Origin of the sequence: Pseudoalteromonas sp. 68 DY56-GL68, assembly GCF_041414825.1 — a bacterium.
Classification (GTDB): domain Bacteria; phylum Pseudomonadota; class Gammaproteobacteria; order Enterobacterales; family Alteromonadaceae; genus Pseudoalteromonas.
The window spans coordinates 585,270-609,230 of record NZ_JAOCZL010000018.1; the positions used below are offsets into that span (position 1 = coordinate 585,270).

Here is a 23,961-nt window from a genome sequence, read left to right on the forward strand (position 1 = left end):
TTTCCTAGTTTAAGTTACACGCTTCAAGGCCCGATAAGCGCATACGCACTTCAAGCTCAGGTAATTGGCGAGGTTTAACACCTTCAAGGCCTTTCGCAAACGCCTTAATATGAGCCGGTGTGGTGCCGCAACAACCACCTACAATATTGATAAAGCCAGACTTGCCCCAATCAATAATTTCTTTTGCCATTTCAGGGGCTTCTAAATCATATTCGCCAAACTCGTTCGGTAAACCAGCATTTGGGTGCACCGAGGTAAAGGTTTCACAAACTCGCGATAACTCTTCAACATACTGGCGTAGTAAGTCTGGGCCAAGGGCGCAGTTAAGGCCGATTGAGAGCGGTTTAATATGGCGAATTGAGTTATAAAATGCTTCGGTTGTTTGTCCTGATAAAGTACGACCAGAGGCATCGGTAATGGTGCCTGAGATCATCACAGGCAAACTACGACCAGCTTGCTCGAATGCTTCCTCTACGGCAAACGAAGCCGCTTTTGCATTAAGCGTATCAAAGATGGTTTCTATTAAAATAAGGTCAGCACCACCTTCCATTAATGCCAGTGTTGACTCAACATAGGCAGCCACCAGCTTATCAAAGTTGATATTGCGATAACCAGGGTCATTTACATCTGGAGAGATAGAGCAGGTTTTTGATGTTGGCCCAAGCACACCAGCTACATAACGCGGCTTACTTGGATCGTTTGCCTCAAACTCATCACAGACGCTGCGTGCAAGTTTCGCTGATTCGAGGTTGATTTCGCGGCTAAGGCTCGCCATATCGTAATCTTCCATCGAAATGGTCGTGGCATTAAAGGTATTTGTTTCTATGATATCGGCACCGGCTTCTAAGTAAGCACGGTGAATATCAGCAATGATTTTTGGCTGAGTTAGACTTAATAAATCGTTATTGCCTTTAATAAGTACATGCCAGTCTTTAAAGCGCTCACCGCGATAATCCTGTTCTTCTAATTTATATTCTTGGATCATGGTGCCCATCGCGCCATCGAGGATTAAAATTCGCTGTTTTAACGCCTCGGTTAATTGTTCGCGTTTATTCACTGCATTACTCGGCATAGTTGTTAGTCCTTACGTCTTGGCTAACTAAGTTAATATCATACGGTGTAGTTTGGTACACATAATAGTTTAACCAATTCGAAAACAATAAAAAGGCATGACTTTGCCACGTTTTCGACGGTTCGTTGTCTGGGTTATCGTCAGGGAAGTAATTTTCTGGCTTAGGTGCATCCGCTGATTTTTCTTGGTCACGCAAATACTCCCCTTTAAGGGTATGTGCATCGTACTCTGGATGGCCAGTAATATACACTTGGCTGCCTGATTTATTTTTAATTAAGTAGGCACCTACTCGCTCAGAACCAGCTAACACTACGAGCTCGTCGCAGGCAGTGATCTTGTCGATATCAATATGACCATAGCGAGAGTGTGGCACTAAAAAGGTATCATCAAAACCACGAGTGAGTGCTGCATGGTCAAAATAACTTTTATGGGTAAATACGCCGCTTAATTTATTTGGTTTAAGTTCGCGCTTAAGGCCATAGTGATGATATAGACCCGCATGGGCCGCCCAACACGAAAACAGCGTAGACGTAACATGCTGCTCTGCCCAATCTAAAATAACTTTTAGTTCGTCCCAGTAAGCAACTTCGTCATACTCTAAATGAGCAAGCGGCGCCCCCGTGATAATCATGGCATCGTAGTTATTATCTTTCACTTCTGAAAAATAACGATAAAACGTATCCATGTGCTGTTCAGAGTTACTGCTGGTGCGATGGGTATCTAAGCGCAACAGCTCAACATTAACTTGCAGCGGTGAGTTTGCTAACAAGCGAATAAACTGCACTTCGGTTTCAACTTTGTTTGGCATTAAGTTTAAGATGGCCAAACGCATTGGGCGGATTTCTTGCGTTTTAGCACGACTTTTTGGCATTACAAACACGTTTTCTTGACGTAACTTTGCAATGGCAGGCAATTCATCTTTTACTGTAATGGGCATAGCTGGCTCCGAGCATACTTATCTGACTGCTAATTATGAACGGATAGTTAGAAATTTCAACCTCTAGATGTTTAGATGTCCAAATGAGTTTTAATTGTTTGAAAGCAAAGCCCATAAAAGCCTGTTTCGTTGACGTATACGCGACAGAGCCTCTACAATATACGCTGTTAATTTTTCCTATAAATTGAAGGCTCCTTTCATGGTGTTACCAGATAAGTTTATATTCTCGATGAGTCGAGTTTCTAAGGTTGTGCCACCTAAGCGCACTATCTTAAAAGATATTTCTTTACACTTTTTCCCAGGCGCAAAAATTGGTGTACTAGGTCTAAACGGTGCAGGTAAATCAACGTTACTGCGCATTATGGCCGGTGTTGACCAAGACTTTGAAGGTGAAGCTCGCCCTCAACCAGGCACTAAAATCGGTTACTTACCGCAAGAACCGCAGCTAGACGAGAACAAAACAGTTCGCGAAACAGTAGAAGAAGCGGTAAGCGAAGTTAAAAATGCATTAAATCGCCTAGATGAAGTATACAACGAGTATGCAATGGACGGTGCTGACTTCGATGCACTTGCGAAAGAGCAAGGCGAACTTGAAGCTATCATCCAAGCACACGATGGTCACAATATCGACAACGTGTTAGAGCGTGCAGCTGATGCATTACGCCTACCACCTTGGGATGCAAAAATTGAACACCTTTCGGGTGGTGAGCGTCGCCGAGTTGCGATCTGCCGTTTACTACTTGAAAAACCAGATATGCTTATTCTTGACGAACCGACTAACCACTTAGACGCTGAGTCAGTTGCTTGGTTAGAACGCTTCTTACACGACTACGAAGGTACAGTGGTTGCTGTAACCCACGACCGTTACTTCTTAGATAACGTAGCAGGTTGGATTTTAGAGCTTGACCGTGGTGAAGGTATTCCTTGGGAAGGTAACTACTCATCGTGGCTTGAGCAAAAAGATTTACGTTTACAACAAGAACAGAAATCTGAAAAAGCACGTCAAAAATCAATCGCACAAGAACTTGAATGGGTTCGTTCAAACCCGAAAGGCCGTCAAGCTAAGTCTAAAGCACGTATGGCACAGTTCTCTGAGCTTCAGCAAAACGATTACCAAAAGCGTAACGAAACGAATGAACTATTCATTCCACCGGGTCCACGCTTAGGTGACCAAGTTATCGAAGTGAAAGGCCTGAAGAAGAGCTTTGGCGATCGCGTATTAATCGATGACTTAAACTTTGCAATGCCTAAAGGCGCTATCGTTGGTATCATCGGTGCCAATGGTGCGGGTAAATCAACGCTATTCAAAATGCTAAGTGGTGAAGAAACGCCTGATAGCGGTGAGATCATTGTTGGTGACACAGTTGAGCTTGCAACGGTTGATCAGTTCCGTGGCGACATGGACGAAAGCAACACTGTTTTCCAAGAAATCTCTAACGGCCAAGACGTATTAAAAATTGGTAACTTTGAATTCCCAAGCCGTGCCTATGTTGGCCGCTTTAACTTCAAAGGTAACGACCAACAAAAATTCGTGAAAGACTTATCAGGTGGTGAGCGCAACCGCTTACACCTAGCTAAGCTATTAAAAGCAGGTGGTAACGTATTACTACTGGATGAGCCAACCAATGACCTAGACGTTGAAACACTACGTGCACTTGAGAACGCTATTTTAGAGTTCCCTGGCTGTGTAATGTGTATCTCGCATGACCGTTGGTTCCTTGACCGTATTGCTACACATATTCTTGATTACCGTGACGAAGGCCAAATTAACTTCTTTGATGGTAACTACACAGAATATGAAGAGTGGTTGAAGAAAACCTTAGGCGCAGAAGCGGCGCAACCTAAGCGTATTAAATACAAAAAAATAGGTTAATTGATACTTAAGCTATCATTATCAGAGCCCTGCACACGCAGGGCTTTTTATTTTGAAAGAAAAATGTTTGCATTTAGTTCTTATTAAAGTACCAACTTTAAAAAAGAACTAATCTCATGAAACACTTGCTAGCACTTATTCTACTGTTTTCATGCTTTATAAATAGCACCTTTGCATCTGAGCTTGAAAACCCCATACAACTTCCTCCTCTCACGCTTGAAATGGCTGATGGGAGCCAGCTTAAAACGGCTGAATTACTTGGCACGCCTTATATTCTTCACTTTTGGGCAACGTGGTGCCCATACTGTAAAAAGCTTCAACCTGGGCTTGAGAAAATTCATCAACAATATAAACGTCACGGCCTTCGCGTGATAGGTGTTAGCTTTCGTGAAGACGATGATGCAGCACCTCAGCAATCTTTAATAAACAGAGGGCATCATTTTAAAACAGCAATAAAGGCAGATCTAATTGCGCAACAGCTTGGCGTAAAAGGAACACCCACAACACTTTTTATCAATAAACAAGGCCAAGTTATTTGGCTAACCACCACATCAGACCCTGACGATAAAAAACTTCATGACAATGCCGCCAAACTCGTGAGTGATTGACTATACTCTAAGCTTAAGCATCGCTAAGGGTTATTATGAAAAATCGCCGTAAGTATTCGCGTATCTTGTTTTCTACACCAGCAACATTGGTTATGAATGAACACACATACAATTGTGAATTACTCGATATATCTTTAAATGGGGCACTGATAAGCCTTCCTGATAAGCTCTTGGCTGATAAAAATGCGCTGGCAGAACTTACTTTCTCGCTGCCAGAAAGCCAAATCACTATTAATATGTCTGTTGAAATCAGGCATATTGAGCCGTTTCATTTAGGCTTACACTGTGTCCATATCGATATTGATAGCATCACTCACTTAAAGCGGTTAGTAGAGCTAAACCTAGGAGACGATGACCTATTACACCGAGAGCTAACTATGCTAATACATACACCCGAATAGACTATTAACGGTAACTTTATTACCATAGTTAAAAACTGGCTGTGCTGTATTCGATGAATTTAAATCCACATTTACCTATCGTCTATCATCCTAATTACTCATTTAACTTCGATCCGAAGCATCGCTTTGTAATGAGCAAATTTGCATACTTATATGAACATGTAAAAAGCCTTGGTCTTATTAATAGTAATTTAGTCCAACCAAAGTTAGGCACGCCAGAACCACTCGAACTAGTACATTGCGATAATTATATTTATGACCTTTGGCATAACCGCCTTGACGAAAAAGCAATGCGCCGTATCGGCCTGCCTTGGTCTGAGCAACTCATGGCGCGTACTTTTACCGCCCCACTTGGCACCTTGCAAACGGCGCGTCTTGCCTTGAAGCATGGTATAGCATGCCATCTAGCAGGAGGCACCCACCATGCTCATACTGATTTTGGATCCGGCTACTGCATGGTGAACGACTTAGCGTTTACCAGCGAAACCCTAATAAAAAGTGGTGAAGTCACCAATATACTTATTTTTGATTTAGACGTTCATCAAGGTGATGGTACCGCAGCAATGCTCGCGCATCAGCCCTATGCCTATACCTGCTCTATCCACTGCGAAAAGAATTTTCCGTTTAGAAAATCAGCCAGCGATTTAGACATAGGATTAGCACCCAATGTGGCGGATAGTGAATACTTAGGCGTTGTTGACGATACGCTGAGTTATTTATTAAACACCCTTAACCCGGATTTAGTGCTTTATGATGCAGGTGTTGATGTATGGCAAGAGGATGGCTTAGGAAAACTTGATATAAGCTGGCAAGGGATAGAGCAACGCGATCATTTAGTCCTTAAGCGTTGCCTAGAGCGCAATGTACCTGTCGCAACCGTAATTGGTGGTGGTTATGATAAAGATCACCGTCGTCTTGCCGCGCGTCATGGCATAGTAGTAGAGCAAGCTGCACGTTTTTAAAACAAATAACGAAAAAAGGCCCGGTGGAGAAAAAACCGGGCCTTTGCTACTGTAACATTGGGATATGTTAGCAACTTTTTTCTAAGTTAAAACAAGTAGCTGTGGAGCTACCGAATGGTAATCTAAAGCCATCGCTATACTCAAAACCGTAATATTTACTATCGAAAAAGCAAACACTTGGCGCGCCCAGCCGCTTACATCAATATTGCGACGATAGCCACGAAGCGCCATTAGCAACCACCAAAAACTCGTTGTACAAGCCACAGCCATAAAAGCTAAACCTGTATAACCACTAATGGTTAATAACATCACAACCAACGCATACACGGCGATATATAAAACAATGTGATGCTTTGCCTTCTCGATCCCTTGCGCTACAGGTAGCACAGGAATTCTGGCCGCTTGGTAGTCGTTATAACGAAAGATTGCAATTGCATATGAATGAGGCATTTGCCATAAACTGAACATTACCAATAAAATCACAGCACCAGCATCAAACTGCCCAGTTACCGCACAATAGCCCACCACAGGTGGAACTGCGCCCGATAAACTTCCTACAAAGGTGCCGTACACAGAACGACGTTTCATATATAAGCTGTACACACCGACGTAAATGACGTAACCAAACGTAGCAAATAAGAGTGCCACTACGTTGGTATACACTGCTAATAATGAGAAACCAAAAACACCAAGCACGATGCCATGTGTCATAGCCGCCTTTGCTGACATTTCGCCAGTGACTGTGACGCGTTTGCGAGTGCGCGCCATAGCAACATCAATATCACGATCAATGACATTATTGATTGCGCATCCAGATGCTACGACTAAAGATAACCCTAGCAAGGTCGCGATCATTAACCATGGGTCAACATCACCACGAGAGGCTAGCAAGAATCCTCCCGCGACGGAGATTAAGTTGCCCATGATAATGCCAGGTTTAGTGACATTTAAATAACGTCGAAACACTTCCTCGACTCCTCTAATATTTCGCACAAACGCAAAATTACGAAAGAAACTAGCTAATAACAGACTGTAAGAACTGGAGACACAACCTCAAACTAACCAGCTCCTTTCGTAAACTCTTTAATCAATTACAAAGTAATTGTTATTAGTACATCATCATGGCGTTCGATTCGTAGATGATCCACACCGACAAACCAACCACCATTACGATAATGATAGCGCTGAAGATAAATGACAATGAGCTGGCCTTGCCGTCTTCAGTTTTAAAACTTAAATGCAAGAAGTACTTTAAATGCACCCAAATTTGTACAACAGCCATCGTCACAATGCACCATACGGTGGCTGGTTTTGAAAACGACCCACTGATTACAGCCCAAAATGGAATAGCCGTTAAAATCACCGACAACACAAAGCCAACTAAATAGTCTTTGATACTGCCATGTGATTGCGCGTTATGTGCGTGTACTTCTAGATTATTAATGACATGTGATTCACTGTGACTCATTACATTGCTCCCATTAAATAAACAACGGTAAATACACAGATCCACACCACATCTAAGAAGTGCCAGAATAGGCTTAAACAACTTAGGCGTGTCACTGTTTGCGGGTTTAAACCACGACGTAAAACTTCGATCATCATGATTGTCATCCAAATTAAACCTGCCGTCACATGCAGACCGTGTAAGCCCACTAAAGAGAAAAACGAGGTTAAAAAGGCACTTTGTTGTGGGCCATTACCGTGCGCAATTAGGTGATGGAATTCATATACTTCCATACCAATAAATACGGCACCAAAGGCAAAGGTAACCAGCAACCAAGTTAACGTAGCGGCCTTCTTCTGCGAATGCGCAGAGATCATCGCAAAACCAAAGGTAATACTACTAAGTAGGAGTGCCGCGGTTTCAACCGCAACAAAATCAAGTTCAAAAATATCTTTGCCAGACACGCCACCGGCTGTGTTCATAAACAGTACGGCATAGGTTGCAAAGAAAGAAGCAAACAATAAGCAGTCGGTCATTAAGTACAACCAAAAACCGAAAACCGTGTTGCCACCCGTATCGTGATGCTCATGGTCATGTGCATCAACATGACCTTGAGTATTATCTAAGGTGTTTAAATCAGCAGTGATAGAACTCATGCATTCACCCCTTTAGTCGCGGCGGTATTGTGCGCCGTTTCAAGTTCAACAATTTCATCTGGTTGCACGTAGTAATCAACATCCGCCGTATAACAACGTTTGATAAATACCGCGATAGCACCCAGTAAACCAAAGGCTGCAAGCCACCAAATATGCCAAATCATGGCAAAACAAAAGGTTGTTAATGCACCACTCATTAACACGCCAGCAGAGGTATTTTTTGGCATGTGAATTGGGCTATAAGAGACTTCTTGCTTGTAAGCTAGGCCTTTTTCTTTCATGTCAGTCCATGCATCAATGTCATCAACATGGGGGATTTTTGCAAAGTTGTAGTACTGCGGAGGTGATGCAGATGCCCACTCAAGCGTATGACCATTCCACGGATCGCCTGTTGTATCATCAAGTTGCTCGCGGTTTTTGAAGCTCACTACCAGTTGCACAACTTGGAATAAGATACCGAACATAATGATCACCGCACCGCCAGCTGCAATGTATAACCAAATGTTCCAATCAGGGTTGTTAGTGTGGTTTAAGCGACGTGTCATACCTAAGAAACCAAGTACGTATAACGGCATAAATGCCACGAAGAAACCAATTAACCAACACCAGAAAGATCTTCTGCCCCAGCTCTCGTCAAGTTTGAAGCCCATTGCTTTAGGGAACCAAAACGCAAAACCCGCTAAATAACCAAATACCGCACCACCAATAATAGTGTTATGGAAGTGAGCGATTAAGAATAAGCTGTTATGTAATACGTAATCAGCACCAGGAATGGCAAGTAACACACCGGTCATACCGCCGATAGTGAAAGTCACCATGAAACCTAGAGTCCAAAGGACAGGCACCGTAATACGTAAACGACCACGATACATAGTGAATAACCAGTTGAAGAGTTTCACACCCGTCGGTACTGCAATGACCATGGTCATCACACCAAAGAAAGCATTCACATTAGCGCTTGAGCCCATAGTAAAGAAGTGATGAAGCCAAACAATAAAACCTAAAATCGAAATTGCACCACTTGCGTAAACCATCGACTTATAACCAAACAGGCGTTTACCAGCAAACGTAGAGATAACTTCTGAGAAAATACCAAACGCAGGTAAGATCAGAATGTAAACTTCAGGGTGGCCCCATGCCCAGAATAAGTTGATATACATCATCGCATTACCACCTAATTCATTCGTGAAGAAGTGGAAATCGAGATAACGATCAAGCGTTAGCATTGCCAGTACAGCAGTTAAAATTGGGAACGATGCTGCAATTAAGATATTTGCCCACGTACAAGCCCACGTAAAAATAGGCATTTTCATTAATGTCATGCCAGGAGCACGCATTTTGAATACAGTCGCTAAGAAGTTAACTGATGTTAATAAAGTACCCAAGCCGGATATCTGCAATGCCCATATATAATAGTCGACCCCGACACCTGGACTGAATGACAACTCTGACAAGGGTGGATAAGCAACCCAACCTGTTTTAGCAAATTCACCGAAAAACAGTGAAATATTAATGAGTATCGCACCGCCAGCAGTTAACCAAAAGCTAAGGTTATTTAAGAATGGGAATGCAACATCACGGGCACCAATTTGCAGCGGTAAAATGATATTCATTAAACCAATCATGAACGGCATCGCCATAAAGATGATCATAATCACCCCGTGCGCCGTAAAAATTTGGTCGTAATGTTCAGGTGGTAAGTAACCACTTGCACCGCCGGTAGCCATCGCTAATTGCAGTCGCATCATAATGGCATCCGCGAAACCACGGAAAAGCATAATAAGCGCAAGAATGATGTACATCACACCTAAGCGCTTATGATCAATTGAGGTGATCCAGTCGTGCCAAAGCACGCCCCATTTTTTATATTTTGTTACTAAGCCTGCCACTAGCAAGCCTAAAACAGCAACCACCGTCATGGTAACCATGATAATTGGTTCATGAAACGGGATTGCGTCTAATGTTAATTTACCTAACAACGACATGATTATTCCTCATCCTCGCTATGCCCTTTATGAGCTGAGTGCTCTGGCATTGCGTGTTGCATTGCACCGTGTGAGCCATGCGCTTGCATATATTTCATTACGATTGAATGAAACATATCTTTATCAACACTGGCGTAGTATTTAACTGGGTCGTACTCACTTGGCTTAGCAAGTTCAACATAGGTCTGTTTAGTAAGCGCAGAGCCTGTATTTTTAACCTTATTCACCCATGTATCGAAATCAGCTTGGGTTGGGGTAGCAATGGCATTAAACTTCATGCCCGTGAAACCAGCACCGCTGTAATTTGCAGAGAAACCTTTAAAAGTTCCTGGTTCATCAGCTATCAAGTGAAGTTTGGTTTCCATGCCTGCCATTGAGTAAATTTGGCTACCAAGCTGAGGTATGAAAAACGAATTCATGGTGCTTTCTGAGGTGATCTTGTATTGAACAGGCACGTTAGCCGGAAAAACCAACTCATTCACTGTTGCAATGCCTTGCTCTGGGTAAATAAATAACCATTTCCAGTTTAAAGACACCACTTCTACAGTAAGGTGCTCACCCTTCCCTTCAAGTGGTTTATAAGGGTCAAGCTCTTGCGTTGATTGCCAAGTGATCACACCTAAAATAACCACAATAATAATCGGAATGGTCCATACAACCGCTTCAATCTTGTTTGAGTGAGCCCACTTAGGAGCATAAATTTCTTGGTCTCGTCCATCACGGTATTTCCATGCAAAATAAATTGTCATGGCAATAACTGGGATTACAACAATCAGCATTAATACCGTCGCTACGATAATTAAATACTTTTCGTCAGCCCCAATTTGACCTTTTGGATCAAGTACCCCGCCTTTACAGCCAGACAAAGCCAGCACTAAAGACGCTAGAGCAATATTACAAAGGTTACGAATTGACAAAGGAATATCCTACAACCTAAAAGTTAACACTTGTCGATAAGTACACGACGCTTCTCTGTAGCAAAAAACGGCCACAGACACCCCCAGCCAAGTAACGAGCACAGAAAATCGGCACGCTAAAATGTGGGAATAATTAGGTTAGCTGACTGAAATTTGGACGCAGAAGGCCCACTAGGTGCTTAGTAAAGACAACTTAGTAAACGACTAAAATGGCTGAACTTAAGCAACAAAGCTTATTTACAGACAACCATTTACACGAGGAGGAGCACGACAGCCATGAGCGCTGTGTACTACTAAAGACTTTATCGTTTCACGCGCTGCGAAGGCCGCTTTACGTAAAATGACACCTGCACGACGCGCAGGGAAGAAATGGAAGACCAACCAGCATAAACCAATAAGTAACTGGCAAGACACCACTGGGTAAGCTAAAAAGCTCAACACATTAAGTAATGGCGCTTCGTACAGAGCCCCTTCACTTAATAAGCTTCTTAACCCGTGAGCATCTTCTAATGTACCGTTGATTAGCATGGCTGAATTAATCAGCAACAAGGCCAAAACTGACATTAATTCTTTACCAGCAAAAAACGCACGCGCAGCCAACTGCAATCTAGCTAAACTAGACTGTTTGACACCTTGTGACTGATTAATTGCTCGCAAAACTCACGCCTTTTAAAACTTTCACCACATTTAAGGTAGTTGCTCTACCCTATTTTTTAATGCGGTAACATGATCTTCATCAATAAAGTTTCAGTAATTACTGAAATTTCGATGTGGAGTATAACAAAGTCAACTTATCATACAAGAAAAAATTAACAGCGGTCAGTTAACCAGCATTTAATTAAGCTATAAAAAAATGTAAATAACCAATACTAACTTAGATAACCACCTAAAAAATTAGAGGATTTTATATTACAAAGTGAAATAGATAGGAAAGAAATTGTATAAAAACTTCTTAATACTGCAAGGTAATGCAGCTTGAGACAGCTGTGTATCAGTACTCAAACCCAGAAGCATTCTAAATAATATCACTTTTTTATTTTTCATTCCCTAATTCAGTTACGCAGCATAATAAAGTATGTTAATTTACTATTGCCTCTTGTTGTTGATATACAAGGGTCCAAAACAAAAACGCGAAACTATTTTTAAGGGAATAATATGAAGTTTGCTATTACATCGACACTTCTCAGCTTGATGTTAACCACTCAATCATCATACGCCGACGTAGAAAAAATGAAGCATTTTTCAAGCTTTGATGATTTAAGTAATGTTAGAGTGATCGATATTGATAATGATTCGAATAAAGATATCATTGCAATGATTAATGATGACAGCCAAAGGTTGTATATTATTAGTATCATCGGCAATGATGAAACTGTCAACACGCCAGTAACCAATGCAATAGAGTTTGAGAGCGAAGGAGAATCAATTGCTTCGTTTGAAATTTATTACGATAAAAGTTCAGATAATCACTTTGCTATTATTATTAGCGATCAACGCAACGCACACCTTGTAAATTTAACTGCTAGAAAATATGTAAAAAAGATCCCAAATATAACTGCTGATAACGTTAAATTTAAAGACATAGATAACGATGGCAATATTGAGGTTATGCTAATAAATGAAAGCACTATGTATACGCTAGATATGCATAGCCTCGAAACAAAAGCGCACTACACCCTGCCACATTATGAGTTTACTGTCGGAAAGTTTACCAATCATCTGCTCAATGAAATGCTGACATGGGACGGCGAAATCTACCAAATTCAAGGCAGTGATGTAAAAAAAGTTGGCGAGCTCCCCGTAACAAGCAGATACCTATTTGCCAAAGATTTAAATAATGATGGCATGGATGAAGCTGTAGGTGAAAAGTGTACTATCGATGTAAATGAAAACAGCGTTATTTGGCCTTTGGAGAGTACGCTAGAAGATTGTAATCAAGATAATGACTTTTTAAAATACACTAGTAGATCGCCTTACTACAACAACGACCTTTATCAAGATTATACAGCCATTGATAACAATGCCGAGATGTACAGTGATTCGAATCGTAGGACTCACTTTAACTATTTCTATAACTATTTAACAAGAGAAGAAGAAGTCATTGGCAGGAGCGTCACAACACAGGATGGAGGCGATTATCAACCTAATATTCTTCATTATATCTATGAATATTTAGACTTGTATGGCGATGAGCAAAAAGAAACAATTGAGCAAATACAGAGACTCAATGTTAAAGAAGTGAGATTCGGAGAGGTAACTGAACTCGGCTTTAACGGCAATGCTTATTTAGCCATGCAAAATGAAGAGGTAAAGATTATTGAAGAGTATAGACAGCTTATTATTATCGCAGGTTCGAAGCGGGATCCTGCCTATTTAACAAGTTATACAATATTAAATAGTATTTCTCCTGTCACACAAACTGAATCATGGTCAAAAAGTGTAACTAAAGAGCTTTATGCTTCTAAAGTAGATAAAGTTTCCATAATACCTTTTGGTAGAAACACCGATAATAAAATTGTGTACTCGACTCAAGGTGAGCAGTGGAATCCCGGTATTAGGAAACACTATATATTGAACATGGATGGGTCTAATCATATCGAACAACCTTTTATTGGCTATTTCAAGCTATTGGGTGATATTGACGGTGACGGAAACCAAGAGTACCTCTACCAATATTCAGACTGGTATTATGCTGATCAGTCAAAACCATTTGAAGTCAGAGAGTTATACAGTGACAGCATCAAATATACGATTTCACTTATTGGTGAACCTCAACTTGATACATCAGAATTACTAACGACAATTGACTTTGACGGCGATGGTATTAAAGAACTTGTGTTTGAGCATCTAGGAACTAACAAGCAGACAGCCGTCTATAACTTTGTTAAAAACACCCACTCATTACTTGATTTAGGTGATATCCAATCACTTGATACTTTTACGTATAATAATAACGAGCAATTGTATACAACAACTCAGGACGGGGCTTTAGTATCTATTTCCGCCCAAGGAAATAAACAAGAAGTGACTAACTTCTGTGCATCATCAAAATTAATTGCTGTTGAGCAACACCTTAGTGGCCAACTTCATATCGCCTGCGAAAATGAACTAGGTGTATTTAATTTGGCAAATGCACAATATAACAAGCTGGTTACTCTTGATGTGGCCGCTACACATTCAGATATTGAAATAGTTAACGAAAAGACCTATTGGCTAATAACACACTCAAATGGCAGAGAACTATTTAAAATCGGCGAAAAAACAGAGCAACCTTATCAACTTAGTGTAACTGAATTTAACACCAATAAGTTCACGCCTGTTGAGTTTAAAGCATTGAGTGAAAAAGATTCCTTCAACTATCGCTTTTATATTTCAAAGGCACCTAGCAAAGGCAATATTACATTTACCGATAGGGCTCTTGGCCACTTTAGTTACACTCCCACAACTGGCGAAGTTGGCCTAGACCAATTTGAGCTTTCTATGTCTATAGGCGGAAGGGCCACTGAAAGTGTGTCGGTTTCAGTCAATATTGATGGAACACCTCTTGTCATTGAGCCTAATTCAATTTCTGCTCATTGGCGCACGCCACTGAGCGAAACTCTCTCCTTATCAGGTGCAGGTGAAAACAGTAATCTTCAACTTAACGTAAAGGTACAGCCAGCATCAGGCGAGTTTGTGTTTAGTAATAATGCAACGGGTGAGTTTACCTATACACCATTAATCTCAACGTTAGAGCCAGCTAATTTTGTCGTTAATATAAGCAACGAGATTGGTTTAAATATTGATAAAATGATTACAATAAATCATACCAATACATCCCCACAGACACAGGCTCTGGAATTAATCATCAATCAATCTGAAGCAGCTCAATTCGAACTATTAGCCCAAGATGCAGATTCAGATCCACTTACTTATGAGCTTGTATCTGAGCCAAGCATAGGTTCAGTAACATTAGACAACAACAGTGGAATCGCATCATATACGCCGCAAACTAATACAAGCTACGAAACTAGCTTTCAGTACCGCGTTTTTGATGGCATGAGCTACTCTGAGCCAAGTACAGTTACTATAACCACAAAAGCCGATGATACAGACGATAATGGCGAAGAAACAAAAGAAAAAAGCGGGGGCAGTATGCCCTTCTATATTCTTTCATTACTTATCATTGTGGGACTGCTGCGTAAATCGAAGTTTTCTTTCACTGTATAAACTTAGCAACTCCAACCTTTACTTGCTCTTGGGAAATATCCCAAGAGCAAGATTCAATAATAGCGCCTCTATTCTGTGTGCTTCTATAAAAAATCAACTAAAAACGCGCGCCGCTAAGTACCCCAAAGTTAAAAAGAATAAAAACAAGAAGATAAGGTTGAACAAAGGTTAGCCAAACGAATGTAAATATAATATTCTTAGCATTAAAATAAAAAGGAATAAAGGATATCTTATGCGGGGCTGTATACTTGCCATGACTTTGCTAATCAGTACACCAATAATTGCCACTGAAATTGAAAATAACGAGGTTGATGGTTTTGATAAAGCAGCGATTAATCTCACAGATATAAAACCTGTTTTAAATCGCATAGCCAAGCATCCTGCAATTACACTACAGCAACTCGGTAGGTCGTACCACAGTCAACCCATTTACGCTCTTGATATAGGCTCTGGCACCACAAAAGTGATGATGTGGAGTCAAATGCATGGTGATGAAAACACGGCCACCGCTGCACTTATGGATTTTCTTGATTTTATAACTTTGCCCGAAAACGCTAACTGGCTACAAAGCTGGCAAGACAAACTAACGCTCAGGATTATTCCCATGATTAATCCTGACGGTGCCAAAGCTCAAACGCGTCACAATGCACAAGGTATCGACCTAAACCGCGATGCAAAAGCATTGAGGAGCCCAGAGGGGCAAACACTCATGCGTGCCGCTAAGGAGTTTAAACCTGACTTTGGCTTTAACTTGCATGATCAGAACGCGTATTACGGTGCAGGAAAAAAAGGGAATCAAGCTACTATTTCTGTACTCGCCCCTGCCTATAATGATGCAAGAGAGATTAATACTAGCCGTGGCGAAGCCATGCAGCTTATCGCTCACTTAGCTAAAACAATTGAAACGATGATCCCAGGGCACCTAGCAAAGTATAACGACAGTTACTCGTATCGAAGCTTTGGTGATACATTTTCCGAAATGGGTATTCGCACTATATTAATTGAATCAGGTGCTTACCCGAGCGACCCTCATCGCCAAGTTGCGCGAAAAGTAAATCGTGTACTTTATAAAGAGATAATCGATACACTACAAAATGGCACGTGGAAAGCAGCCAGCATTAACCAATACAATGCAATTCCTTTTAATGCTAGTAATAACTGGGTCGATCTACTTATTGATGATGTGAATGTACAGAGCCATTACGGTGATTACAAAATAGATATAGCCATTAATAACAAAGGCAATGCACCACGTATCAAAGAGCTGGGAGATATAAGTAGCATTCGCCGTGGCTACACTCAAATAGATGCCAACAAGCTCGTTTATAACCCAGGTAAAGGTTTTTCTTTAACAGAACCAATTAAGCTTAATAAGAGGCATTATAAAGAGCTATTAAAGCAAGGTTATAGCTGCTTTTCAGGGGATTTCGCGAAACTCGATAACCGTTCCCACTGGCCAGTTTACTGGTGCCAAGGCGCATTTGATTCGCAACCTAAATTGCACGCCTCAGCGGCATTCTTACTTTACCAAGGACAAACCATAAAATACGCAGTACTAGGTTCAGAACTCATAAAACTCAATTAATAAACATTAAAAAAGCGCCTAAAGGCGCTTTTTTTGTGGTTAAAGAATTTGATTCTCTTTCCAGACTTGTTCTTTTGCCATGCGCTTTTTGCGCTTGTCACACGGGTCGTCGCAGTCGCAGGCTTTGTCGATACCAACAGCACCTAGGCCGCCACAACTACTGGCCATAGATTTCTTTTGCACAATCATACCAACAGCCATCGCTGCCACAATTAAAATAAGTAGACCAAATGTAAGAAGAAAAAGTGACATTGCTTTGCCCCTATTGTTCAGCAATAAAATTGAGCCCAACCTGTTGGGCTGTATGCATTATAAACTGCTTCTTGCCCTGCTACAAATAAGGTTTAAAAGCAGGGCTTGAATAAGTGACTAAGCCATTGTCTGACTTACCAATTAAATATACCGGCAGACTATGTTCTTCAGCATATTTTTGGGCACGATCCATCCCCATAACTGTCAATGCTGTTGCTAAGCCATCAGCCGTCATTGCTGAAGGATGCAATACTGTGACCGACACTAAGTCATGACGACTTGGCATACCTGTTACAGGATCAATTAAGTGACTATATGTCACACCATCCATTTCATAAAAAATTCTGTAGTCACCTGATGTGGCAATACCATTGGTACCTGGTTCAATCACTTTATGTACTTTACGCACGCCAGGCTCTGCATCTGGCTGTTCAATTGCAATTTTCCATGTGATGTTGCTTGGCTTAATACCCGATACACGCAGCTCACCACCTATCTCAACCATATAATTTGTTAAGCCGTGGCTTTCAATAACCTCAGCAACTTTATCTATGCCATAGCCTTTTGCCGTAGCCGAAAACGACAGTTCTAAACCGTCTATCGTTTTCATAAGGCCTGAATCTGTTAATTCAAGCTTATCAACACCAATCTTTTCAATCATCGCCGCCAGGGCTTCATCAGTCGGGCGTTTAGTTGGCTTTTTATCTGGACCAAAGCCCCATAAGTCAATAAGTGGCCCCATTGTCACATCAAGGGTTTTTGTTGACTCCCCAAGGCGAATTGACTCAGCCACAACCTTACGGAAATCTTCACTAATCGGCATAACCTGCCCTGCTGGTAGCTGGTTGAACTGATTAATTTCTGAATCTGGAATGTACGTCGACATAGATTGGTTTACATCTTTGAGTGCTTGCTTAATTTCAGAATGTAAATCAGCCCCTGCTAGTTTAGAAGGTTCAGAAAATACCTTGATGTGATAAGTCGTTCCCATGGTTTTGCCTTCAAAATAAAGCTCCTCAGCTTTATCTGCTTGGCTACAACCTGCCATGAGTAAAGTAAAAGTTAGTAGAAAAAAGGCCATCAAGCCTTGGCGATAAAACACTCTATTCATAGCACTCACCTTTGGGATACCGTGACGTTGATATAAAAATAAAAAAGCCTCGTAACACTAAGTGCTACGAGGCCTGTATTCTAACCAAAACTTATTGTTTTGTGTATGGTGTTAGCCACCGAAGTCATCTAATAAGATGTTTTCGTCTTCTACACCTAAGTCTTTAAGCATGTTGATAACAGCCGCGTTCATCATTGGAGGACCACACATGTAGAACTCACAATCTTCTGGTGCTTCATGATCTTTCAAGTAGTTTTCATAAAGTACGTTATGGATGAAGCCTGTGTAACCTTCCCAGTTATCTTCTGGTTGTGGATCAGACAGTGCTGTATGCCATACGAAGTTATCGTTTTCTGCTGCTAAGCCGTCGAAATCTTCTACGTAGAACATTTCACGCTTAGAACGCGCACCATACCAGAAGCTCATCTTACGCTTAGATTGTAAACGCTTAAGTTGGTCAAAGATGTGTGAACGCATTGGTGCCATACCTGCACCACCACCTACGAATACCATTTCTGCATCAGTGTCTTTCGCGAAGAACTCACCGAATGGGCCAGAAATAGTTACTTTATCACCTTCTTTTAATGACCAAATGTACGAAGACATTTTACCACATGGAAGGCTTAGGTCTCTTGGCGGCGGCGTAGCGATACGCACGTTAAGCATGATGATGCCTTCTTCTTCTGGGTAGTTAGCCATAGAGTATGCACGAATTGTTTCGTCGTCTACTTTAGACTCCAGATCGAAGAAACCGAAGTGGTTCCAGTCGCCACGATACTCTTCTGGAATATCGAAATCAGCGTATTTAACGTGGTGAGCTGGTGCTTCAATTTGAATATAACCACCGGCACGGAAAGGTACTGACTCGCCATCAGGAATTTGTAACTTAAGTTCCTTGATGAAGGTTGCCTTGTTATCGTTAGAGATAACAGTACAGTCCCACTTCTTAACACCGAAAATCGACTCTTCAAGTTCAATTTCCATGTCGTTCTTAACATTTACCTGACACGCTAAACGGCAGCCTTCACGCGCTTCACCTTTAGAGATGTGATCAAGTTCTGTTGGTAAGATATCGCCGCCACCTTCTTTGATGTGTACACGACACTGACCACAAGAGCCACCGCCACCACATGCAGATGAAACGAAGATACCTGAATCAGCTAGCGCGCCTAATAGCTTGCTACCTGCAGATGTTTTAATAGCTTTTTCTGGGTCGCCATTAATTCCGATGATGATATCGCCGCTTGCTACTAATTTAGATTTAGCACCAATGATAACTAAAACTAAAATAACAACGATAGCGATGAAAACACCAACGCCTAAGAAAATCTCATTCATGATTTATCCTCGCTACCTATTAAAGTGAAATACCAGAGAATGACATAAAGCCAAGACCCATAAGACCAACAGTGATGAAAGTAATACCTAAACCACGTAAGCCATCAGGAACGTCTGAATACTTCATTTTTTCACGGATACCAGCAAGTAAAGTAATTGCTAGTGCCCAGCCCACACCTGAACCGATACCATAAACAACAGACTCACCGAAGTTATAGTTACGCTCAACCATGAAAGATACCGCACCGAAGATCGCACAGTTAACTGTGATCAGTGGTAAGAAGATACCTAACGCGTTGTAAAGTGCAGGGAAGAACTTATCTAATGCCATTTCAAGAATTTGTACCAGTGCTGCAATAACACCGATAAATGTCAAGAAACGTAAGAAGCTAAGGTCTGCTTCTGGGTAGCCAAGCCACTCTAATGCACCTGGTGCAAGAACAGCGTGATAAACCAAGTTATTTACTGGTACTGAGATACCTAGTACCACGATAACTGCCACACCTAGGCCGATTGACGTTGTTACTTTCTTTGATACAGCAAGGAAAGTACACATACCTAGGAAGAAGGCTAAAGCTAAGTTTTCAATGAAAACCGCTTTTACAAATAAACTAATATAATGTTCCACTGCTCGCCCCTTACGCTTTTGCTTCTACTTGGTCTTTCTTGAAGGTACGAAGTACCCAGATGAATAAACCAATAATGAAGAATGCACTCGGTGGTAAAATCAATAGACCCATTGGTTGATACCAGCCACCGTTCTGTACAAGTGGGATAATATCAACACCGAATAGTGAACCTTTACCGAATAACTCACGGATGAAACCAACAGTTAGTAGTACTACTGAGTAGCCTAAACCATTACCGATACCATCTAAGAAAGACATTAACGGTGGTGACTTCATTGCGTATGCTTCAGCACGACCCATTACGATACAGTTAGTAATGATTAGACCAACGAATACTGAAAGCTCTTTTGCCGTTGCATAAGAGAATGCTTGCAATACCTGATCAACCACGATTACTAATGATGCAATAATCGTCATTTGCACGATAATACGTACAGATGATGGGATGTGGTTACGAATTGACGAAATAAACAAGCTTGAGAATGCTGTTACAAGTGTCAATGCGATTGACATGATAAGTGCATTTTTTAAGCTTGATGTTACCGCTAGCGCAGAACAAATACCAAGTACTTGTAGTGCGATTGGGTTATTTGCGAATACCGGACCAAACAGGACCGACTTCATTTCTTTAGTATCAGCCATTATTTCAACGCTCCTTCACGTACTTTCGCAAGGAATGGACCAAAGCCATGCTCGCCAGTCCAGAAGTCAACTGTATGATCAACACCATTTGAAGTTAATGTTGCGCCAGAAAGACCATCGATTTGATGTTCATTGCTTGCACCACTTTTCATGATATTGATTGGTAACTCTTTACCTTGCCATTTAGCAGTCCACTGTGGATTTTGAATTTCACCACCTAGACCAGGCGTTTCGTTGTGCTTGAAGAAATTGATGTTCTTAACAGTTTCACCATCACTCTCAAGCGCTAAGAAGCCATACATTACACCCCAAAGGCCATAACCTTGGATAGGTAGAATGATTGCATCAGTAGAACCATCTTCTTTTTTCGAGATATAAACAGGTGAATTCTTAGTCATGCGTTGAATACCCGCGATGTCTTTAATTCCCTCTTCTTTCAACGCAAAGCTACGCGCTTGGTCGAATTTAGTTTTCTCGAAATCAAATGAGTTAGGATCTGCACCCTCAACAAATTCACCAGTATCCATATCTACAACGCGCGCTTCAATTTTGCCATTGAAAGTCTCTGACACAGAGCCTTCAACGTCAATGTCAGCTGCCGCTAGGATATTACGTTGAATATCTTGAGTTTTGTTAGCTTGCTGTAAAGGACGAAGCTGAACTGAAGCAAACGATACGATGACTGCACACACTAAACATAGTGCAACAACAACGGTTAGCGTTTTGCCGATTGATTCGTTATTACTAGACATTACGTGCCAACCTCCGCTTGATATTAGCTTGCACTACAAAGTGATCGAATAATGGTGCAAATAAGTTAGCAAATAAGATTGCTAGCATCATACCTTCTGGGAATGCCGGGTTAACAACACGGATCATTACAACCATAAAGCCGATTAACGCACCGTAAGCGAACTTACCTTTGTCTGTGAATGATGCAGATACTGGGTCTGTTGCCATAAAGAACATACCAAATGCAAAACCACCAAGCACTAAGTGCCAGTGCCAAGGCATCGCAAATACTGCGTTAGTTTCAGAACCAACTGTATTTAGTAAGAATGCCGTTGCAACCATACCTAGGAATACACCTAGCACGATACGCCATGAAGCAATACGCACATAAATCAGGAATAAACCACCGATTAATAATGCTAATGTTGACGTTTCACCTACAGAACCTTGAATGAAACCGTAGAACGCATTCCACCATAGTTCCATGTTGCTGTAATCAAGTGAACCAACGAACGCTTGGCCTAGCATAGTAGCACCAGAGAATGAATCTACTGCTGTCCATACTGTATCACCTGAAATTTGTGCAGGGTATGCGAAGAATAAGAACGCACGACCAGCAAGCGCAGGGTTCAGGAAGTTGCGACCTGTACCACCAAAGATTTCTTTAGCGATTACAACACCAAACGTAATACCTAATGCAACTTGCCATAAAGGAATTGTTGCCGGCAGAATGAGTGCGAATAGTACAGATGTTACGAAGAAACCTTCATTTACTTCGTGCTTACGCACAGAAGCGAATAGTACTTCCCAGAAACCACCCACAGCAAACGTTACTGCGTATATTGGTAGGAAGAAGCAGGCCCCGTAAAACATTTTCGCGCCCCAACCAGAGTCAGCAGTTAATTCACCGCCAAATAATTGGAACAGACCAACTTGCCATGTGTTTGCCAGTTCAAAACCTTGTGCTAATGCACCCGCGGCCTGATGACCGATGTTGAACATACCAAAGAACATTGCAGGGAACGTCGCCATCCACACTAAAATCATCATACGTTTTAGGTCGATGTTATCGCGAACGTGTGTTTTGCCTTTATTTACATAACCAGGCGTATAGAAAATAGTTGCAGCAGCTTCGTAAAGCGCATACCACTTTTCATGTTTACCACCCGGTTCAAAATGCGGCTCAATATCTTCTAGAAATTTCTTTAAACCCATCTCTCTAGCCTTCCTTCTCGATCGTAGTCAAGCAATCGCGCAGGATTGAACCGTACTCGTATTTACCTGGACAAACGAAAGTACATAACGCTAAATCTTCTTCATCAAGCTCTAGCGCACCTAACGAAATTGCACCATCAAGATCACGTGCGATTAAATCACGTAATAATAGTGTAGGTAAGATGTCTAAAGGCATAACACGCTCATAACTACCAATTGGTACCATGGCACGGTTCGAACCACCTGTAGAAGTCGTCATGTTAAATAGACGGCTCGGAGTCAGGTGAGATAAGAAGGTACGTGTTACAGAGAACTTATTAGCGCCAGGCGCAATCCAACCGAAGAATTCTTTTTCGCGACCTTCAAGTAATACAGATACTTGAACATGGTAACGACCTAAGAAAGCATGTGGACCTTGTGAAGTAGCGCCTGAAAGCACTGAACCAGAAATTACACGGTTATCACCGTCTTCTAATTCGCCAGCAACTAAATCATCTAATGATGCACCTAATTGAGTTTTTACTAAGCGTGGGTTTTTAACACGCGGACCAGCAAGCGAAACTACACGGTCTGTGAAGATTTCACCTGTCAGGAATAAGTTACCAAACGCAATAACGTCTTGGTAGCCTAAGTGCCAAACCTGTTTGCTAGCAGAAACTGGGTCTAAATGATGAATGTGTGTACCAACAAGGCCAGCCGGGTGTTTGCCACCAAACTCATGTACTTCTACTTGAGGGATTGATGAACTAGGCACTTGGCTACCAGCTTGTTTACAAACAAATACTTTGCCGTCAGTTAAACGAGATACCACAGCTAAACCGGCTTCAAATGCTGCAGTGTTTTCAGCAATGATTACTGCAGGATCTGCAGCTAACGGGTTAGTGTCGATAGCCGTTACAAAGATAGAGCTAGGATTTGCATCCAAAGCCGCTACTCTGCTGAATGGGCGAGCACGTAGTGCTGTCCATTGACCTGACTGAACTAGTACTTCTTTCACTTTTTCACGGTCTAAGCTTGAAAGCTCGTCGGCCTTGAAAGAGTCAAAGGTGATTTGCTCACTGCCATTAACTTCAATAACAACAGATTGCAGCACACGTTTAGCACCACGATTAATTTCTTTAACTACCCCAGAAGCTGGTGCAGTAAATAAGACGCCTGGGTTCTTTTTGTCTTCAAAAAGTACCTGGCCTTTTTTGACTTGGTCATCCACACGAACATGCATGGTTGGACGCATACCAATAAATTCTTCACCTAGCACAGCTACACGTTTGACGGTAGAACCATCATGAATAACTTGCTGAGGTGCGCCCTCTATGGGTAAATCCAGACCTTTTTTTATGTTGATCATACGCACTTGCATTACATTAACGGAAAGAAACTGAAAAATCGT

The 23,961-nt window shown here is 41.6% G+C and carries 22 protein-coding genes; 6 read left to right on the forward strand and 16 right to left on the reverse strand.

Going from position 1 to position 23,961, the window contains the following annotated elements; all coding sequences use genetic code 11:
• Positions 1-4: 4 nt before the first annotated feature.
• Positions 5-1,072, reverse strand: a complete 1,068-nt coding sequence (locus NYF15_RS11070) for a homocysteine S-methyltransferase family protein (protein WP_371353586.1) — start codon at positions 1,070-1,072, stop codon at positions 5-7.
• Positions 1,062-2,009, reverse strand: a complete 948-nt coding sequence (gene metA, locus NYF15_RS11075) for a homoserine O-succinyltransferase (RefSeq protein WP_193988429.1) — start codon at positions 2,007-2,009, stop codon at positions 1,062-1,064. Before metA ends, NYF15_RS11070 begins: the two co-directional genes overlap by 11 nt.
• Positions 2,010-2,208: 199 nt before the next feature.
• Between metA and ettA the strand changes: the two genes are divergently transcribed.
• The 4 genes from ettA to NYF15_RS11095 all read left to right on the forward strand — a co-directional run bounded on the left by ettA (position 2,209) and on the right by NYF15_RS11095 (position 5,853).
• Positions 2,209-3,882, forward strand: coding sequence for an energy-dependent translational throttle protein EttA (gene ettA / locus NYF15_RS11080; RefSeq protein WP_371353587.1), 1,674 nt, complete (start codon positions 2,209-2,211; stop codon positions 3,880-3,882).
• 116 nt (positions 3,883-3,998) lie between these two features.
• Positions 3,999-4,490 carry a TlpA disulfide reductase family protein gene (locus NYF15_RS11085; protein WP_371353588.1) on the forward strand — a complete coding sequence of 164 codons (492 nt, stop codon included), beginning with the start codon at positions 3,999-4,001 and terminating at the stop codon, positions 4,488-4,490.
• Between the two features lie 35 nt (positions 4,491-4,525).
• Positions 4,526-4,891, forward strand: a complete 366-nt coding sequence (locus NYF15_RS11090; protein WP_062570281.1) for a PilZ domain-containing protein — start codon at positions 4,526-4,528, stop codon at positions 4,889-4,891.
• A 53-nt stretch (positions 4,892-4,944) separates the two neighbouring features.
• Positions 4,945-5,853, forward strand: a complete 909-nt coding sequence (locus NYF15_RS11095; RefSeq protein WP_371353589.1) for a histone deacetylase — start codon at positions 4,945-4,947, stop codon at positions 5,851-5,853.
• An 81-nt stretch (positions 5,854-5,934) separates the two neighbouring features.
• Here NYF15_RS11095 and cyoE read toward each other — a convergent pair whose 3' ends face one another.
• From cyoE to NYF15_RS11125, 6 genes are all read right to left on the reverse strand, one after another.
• Positions 5,935-6,819, reverse strand: coding sequence for a heme o synthase (gene cyoE / locus NYF15_RS11100; RefSeq protein ID WP_130151033.1), 885 nt, complete (start codon positions 6,817-6,819; stop codon positions 5,935-5,937).
• Between the two features lie 142 nt (positions 6,820-6,961).
• The gene (gene cyoD / locus NYF15_RS11105; RefSeq protein WP_237119628.1) at positions 6,962-7,321 is read right to left on the reverse strand and encodes a cytochrome o ubiquinol oxidase subunit IV; all 360 of its coding nucleotides are present in this window, start codon (positions 7,319-7,321) and stop codon (positions 6,962-6,964) included.
• The gene (cyoC, locus tag NYF15_RS11110) at positions 7,321-7,956 is read right to left on the reverse strand and encodes a cytochrome o ubiquinol oxidase subunit III (RefSeq protein ID WP_193988422.1); all 636 of its coding nucleotides are present in this window, start codon (positions 7,954-7,956) and stop codon (positions 7,321-7,323) included. Before cyoC ends, cyoD begins: the two co-directional genes overlap by 1 nt.
• Positions 7,953-9,941: a cytochrome o ubiquinol oxidase subunit I gene (gene cyoB, locus NYF15_RS11115; RefSeq protein WP_371353590.1), complete on the reverse strand. Its 1,989-nt coding sequence runs from the start codon at positions 9,939-9,941 to the stop codon at positions 7,953-7,955. The genes cyoC and cyoB overlap by 4 nt, the downstream gene beginning before the upstream one ends.
• A gap of 2 nt (positions 9,942-9,943) precedes the next feature.
• Positions 9,944-10,858, reverse strand: a complete 915-nt coding sequence (cyoA, locus tag NYF15_RS11120; RefSeq protein WP_371353591.1) for a ubiquinol oxidase subunit II — start codon at positions 10,856-10,858, stop codon at positions 9,944-9,946.
• 237 nt (positions 10,859-11,095) lie between these two features.
• On the reverse strand, positions 11,096-11,515 hold the full coding sequence (locus NYF15_RS11125; RefSeq protein WP_130151028.1) for a hypothetical protein: 420 nt from the start codon (positions 11,513-11,515) through the stop codon (positions 11,096-11,098).
• A gap of 498 nt (positions 11,516-12,013) precedes the next feature.
• Between NYF15_RS11125 and NYF15_RS11130 the strand changes: the two genes are divergently transcribed.
• On the forward strand, positions 12,014-15,067 hold the full coding sequence (locus tag NYF15_RS11130) for an Ig-like domain-containing protein (protein ID WP_371353592.1): 3,054 nt from the start codon (positions 12,014-12,016) through the stop codon (positions 15,065-15,067).
• 232 nt (positions 15,068-15,299) lie between these two features.
• Entirely contained in the window at positions 15,300-16,652 is a 1,353-nt protein-coding gene (locus tag NYF15_RS11135; RefSeq protein WP_371353593.1) for a M14 family zinc carboxypeptidase, read from the forward strand.
• A gap of 39 nt (positions 16,653-16,691) precedes the next feature.
• Here NYF15_RS11135 and nqrM read toward each other — a convergent pair whose 3' ends face one another.
• The 8 genes from nqrM to NYF15_RS11175 all read right to left on the reverse strand — a co-directional run bounded on the left by nqrM (position 16,692) and on the right by NYF15_RS11175 (position 23,919).
• Positions 16,692-16,904, reverse strand: a complete 213-nt coding sequence (gene nqrM, locus NYF15_RS11140) for a (Na+)-NQR maturation NqrM (protein WP_055020649.1) — start codon at positions 16,902-16,904, stop codon at positions 16,692-16,694.
• A 79-nt stretch (positions 16,905-16,983) separates the two neighbouring features.
• A complete protein-coding gene (locus NYF15_RS11145; protein WP_371353594.1) occupies positions 16,984-18,015 on the reverse strand; it encodes an FAD:protein FMN transferase in 1,032 nt (343 codons plus the stop codon).
• A 111-nt stretch (positions 18,016-18,126) separates the two neighbouring features.
• Positions 18,127-19,353: an NADH:ubiquinone reductase (Na(+)-transporting) subunit F gene (gene nqrF, locus NYF15_RS11150; RefSeq protein WP_130052183.1), complete on the reverse strand. Its 1,227-nt coding sequence runs from the start codon at positions 19,351-19,353 to the stop codon at positions 18,127-18,129.
• Between the two features lie 19 nt (positions 19,354-19,372).
• Complete coding sequence (nqrE, locus tag NYF15_RS11155) at positions 19,373-19,981, reverse strand: NADH:ubiquinone reductase (Na(+)-transporting) subunit E (RefSeq protein WP_016708692.1); 609 nt, start codon at positions 19,979-19,981, stop codon at positions 19,373-19,375.
• Between the two features lie 10 nt (positions 19,982-19,991).
• Complete coding sequence (locus tag NYF15_RS11160) at positions 19,992-20,624, reverse strand: NADH:ubiquinone reductase (Na(+)-transporting) subunit D (protein WP_054554281.1); 633 nt, start codon at positions 20,622-20,624, stop codon at positions 19,992-19,994.
• Positions 20,624-21,376, reverse strand: a complete 753-nt coding sequence (locus NYF15_RS11165) for a Na(+)-translocating NADH-quinone reductase subunit C (protein ID WP_371353595.1) — start codon at positions 21,374-21,376, stop codon at positions 20,624-20,626. The genes NYF15_RS11160 and NYF15_RS11165 overlap by 1 nt, the downstream gene beginning before the upstream one ends.
• Positions 21,369-22,571, reverse strand: coding sequence for an NADH:ubiquinone reductase (Na(+)-transporting) subunit B (locus tag NYF15_RS11170; protein WP_062570263.1), 1,203 nt, complete (start codon positions 22,569-22,571; stop codon positions 21,369-21,371). The genes NYF15_RS11165 and NYF15_RS11170 overlap by 8 nt, the downstream gene beginning before the upstream one ends.
• Before the next feature lie 4 nt (positions 22,572-22,575).
• Positions 22,576-23,919: a Na(+)-translocating NADH-quinone reductase subunit A gene (locus NYF15_RS11175; protein WP_130151090.1), complete on the reverse strand. Its 1,344-nt coding sequence runs from the start codon at positions 23,917-23,919 to the stop codon at positions 22,576-22,578.
• Between the last annotated feature and the right edge of the window lie 42 nt (positions 23,920-23,961).

Excerpts from the sequence above, each read along its gene's own strand:
- NYF15_RS11070 (WP_371353586.1), bottom strand. The coding sequence starts at position 1,072 with ATGCCGAGTAATGCAGTGAATAAACGCGAACAATTAACCGAGGCGTTA.
- metA (WP_193988429.1), bottom strand. The coding sequence starts at position 2,009 with ATGCCCATTACAGTAAAAGATGAATTGCCTGCCATTGCAAAGTTACGT.
- ettA (WP_371353587.1), top strand. The coding sequence starts at position 2,209 with ATGGTGTTACCAGATAAGTTTATATTCTCGATGAGTCGAGTTTCTAAG.
- NYF15_RS11085 (WP_371353588.1), top strand. The coding sequence starts at position 3,999 with ATGAAACACTTGCTAGCACTTATTCTACTGTTTTCATGCTTTATAAAT.
- NYF15_RS11090 (WP_062570281.1), top strand. The coding sequence starts at position 4,526 with ATGAAAAATCGCCGTAAGTATTCGCGTATCTTGTTTTCTACACCAGCA.
- NYF15_RS11095 (WP_371353589.1), top strand. The coding sequence starts at position 4,945 with ATGAATTTAAATCCACATTTACCTATCGTCTATCATCCTAATTACTCA.
- cyoD (WP_237119628.1), bottom strand. The coding sequence starts at position 7,321 with ATGAGTCACAGTGAATCACATGTCATTAATAATCTAGAAGTACACGCA.
- cyoC (WP_193988422.1), bottom strand. The coding sequence starts at position 7,956 with ATGAGTTCTATCACTGCTGATTTAAACACCTTAGATAATACTCAAGGT.
- cyoB (WP_371353590.1), bottom strand. The coding sequence starts at position 9,941 with ATGTCGTTGTTAGGTAAATTAACATTAGACGCAATCCCGTTTCATGAA.
- NYF15_RS11130 (WP_371353592.1), top strand. The coding sequence starts at position 12,014 with ATGAAGTTTGCTATTACATCGACACTTCTCAGCTTGATGTTAACCACT.
- NYF15_RS11135 (WP_371353593.1), top strand. The coding sequence starts at position 15,300 with ATGCGGGGCTGTATACTTGCCATGACTTTGCTAATCAGTACACCAATA.
- nqrM (WP_055020649.1), bottom strand. The coding sequence starts at position 16,904 with ATGTCACTTTTTCTTCTTACATTTGGTCTACTTATTTTAATTGTGGCA.
- NYF15_RS11145 (WP_371353594.1), bottom strand. The coding sequence starts at position 18,015 with ATGAATAGAGTGTTTTATCGCCAAGGCTTGATGGCCTTTTTTCTACTA.
- nqrF (WP_130052183.1), bottom strand. The coding sequence starts at position 19,353 with ATGAATGAGATTTTCTTAGGCGTTGGTGTTTTCATCGCTATCGTTGTT.
- NYF15_RS11160 (WP_054554281.1), bottom strand. The coding sequence starts at position 20,624 with ATGGCTGATACTAAAGAAATGAAGTCGGTCCTGTTTGGTCCGGTATTC.
- NYF15_RS11165 (WP_371353595.1), bottom strand. The coding sequence starts at position 21,376 with ATGTCTAGTAATAACGAATCAATCGGCAAAACGCTAACCGTTGTTGTT.
- NYF15_RS11170 (WP_062570263.1), bottom strand. The coding sequence starts at position 22,571 with ATGGGTTTAAAGAAATTTCTAGAAGATATTGAGCCGCATTTTGAACCG.
- NYF15_RS11175 (WP_130151090.1), bottom strand. The coding sequence starts at position 23,919 with ATGATCAACATAAAAAAAGGTCTGGATTTACCCATAGAGGGCGCACCT.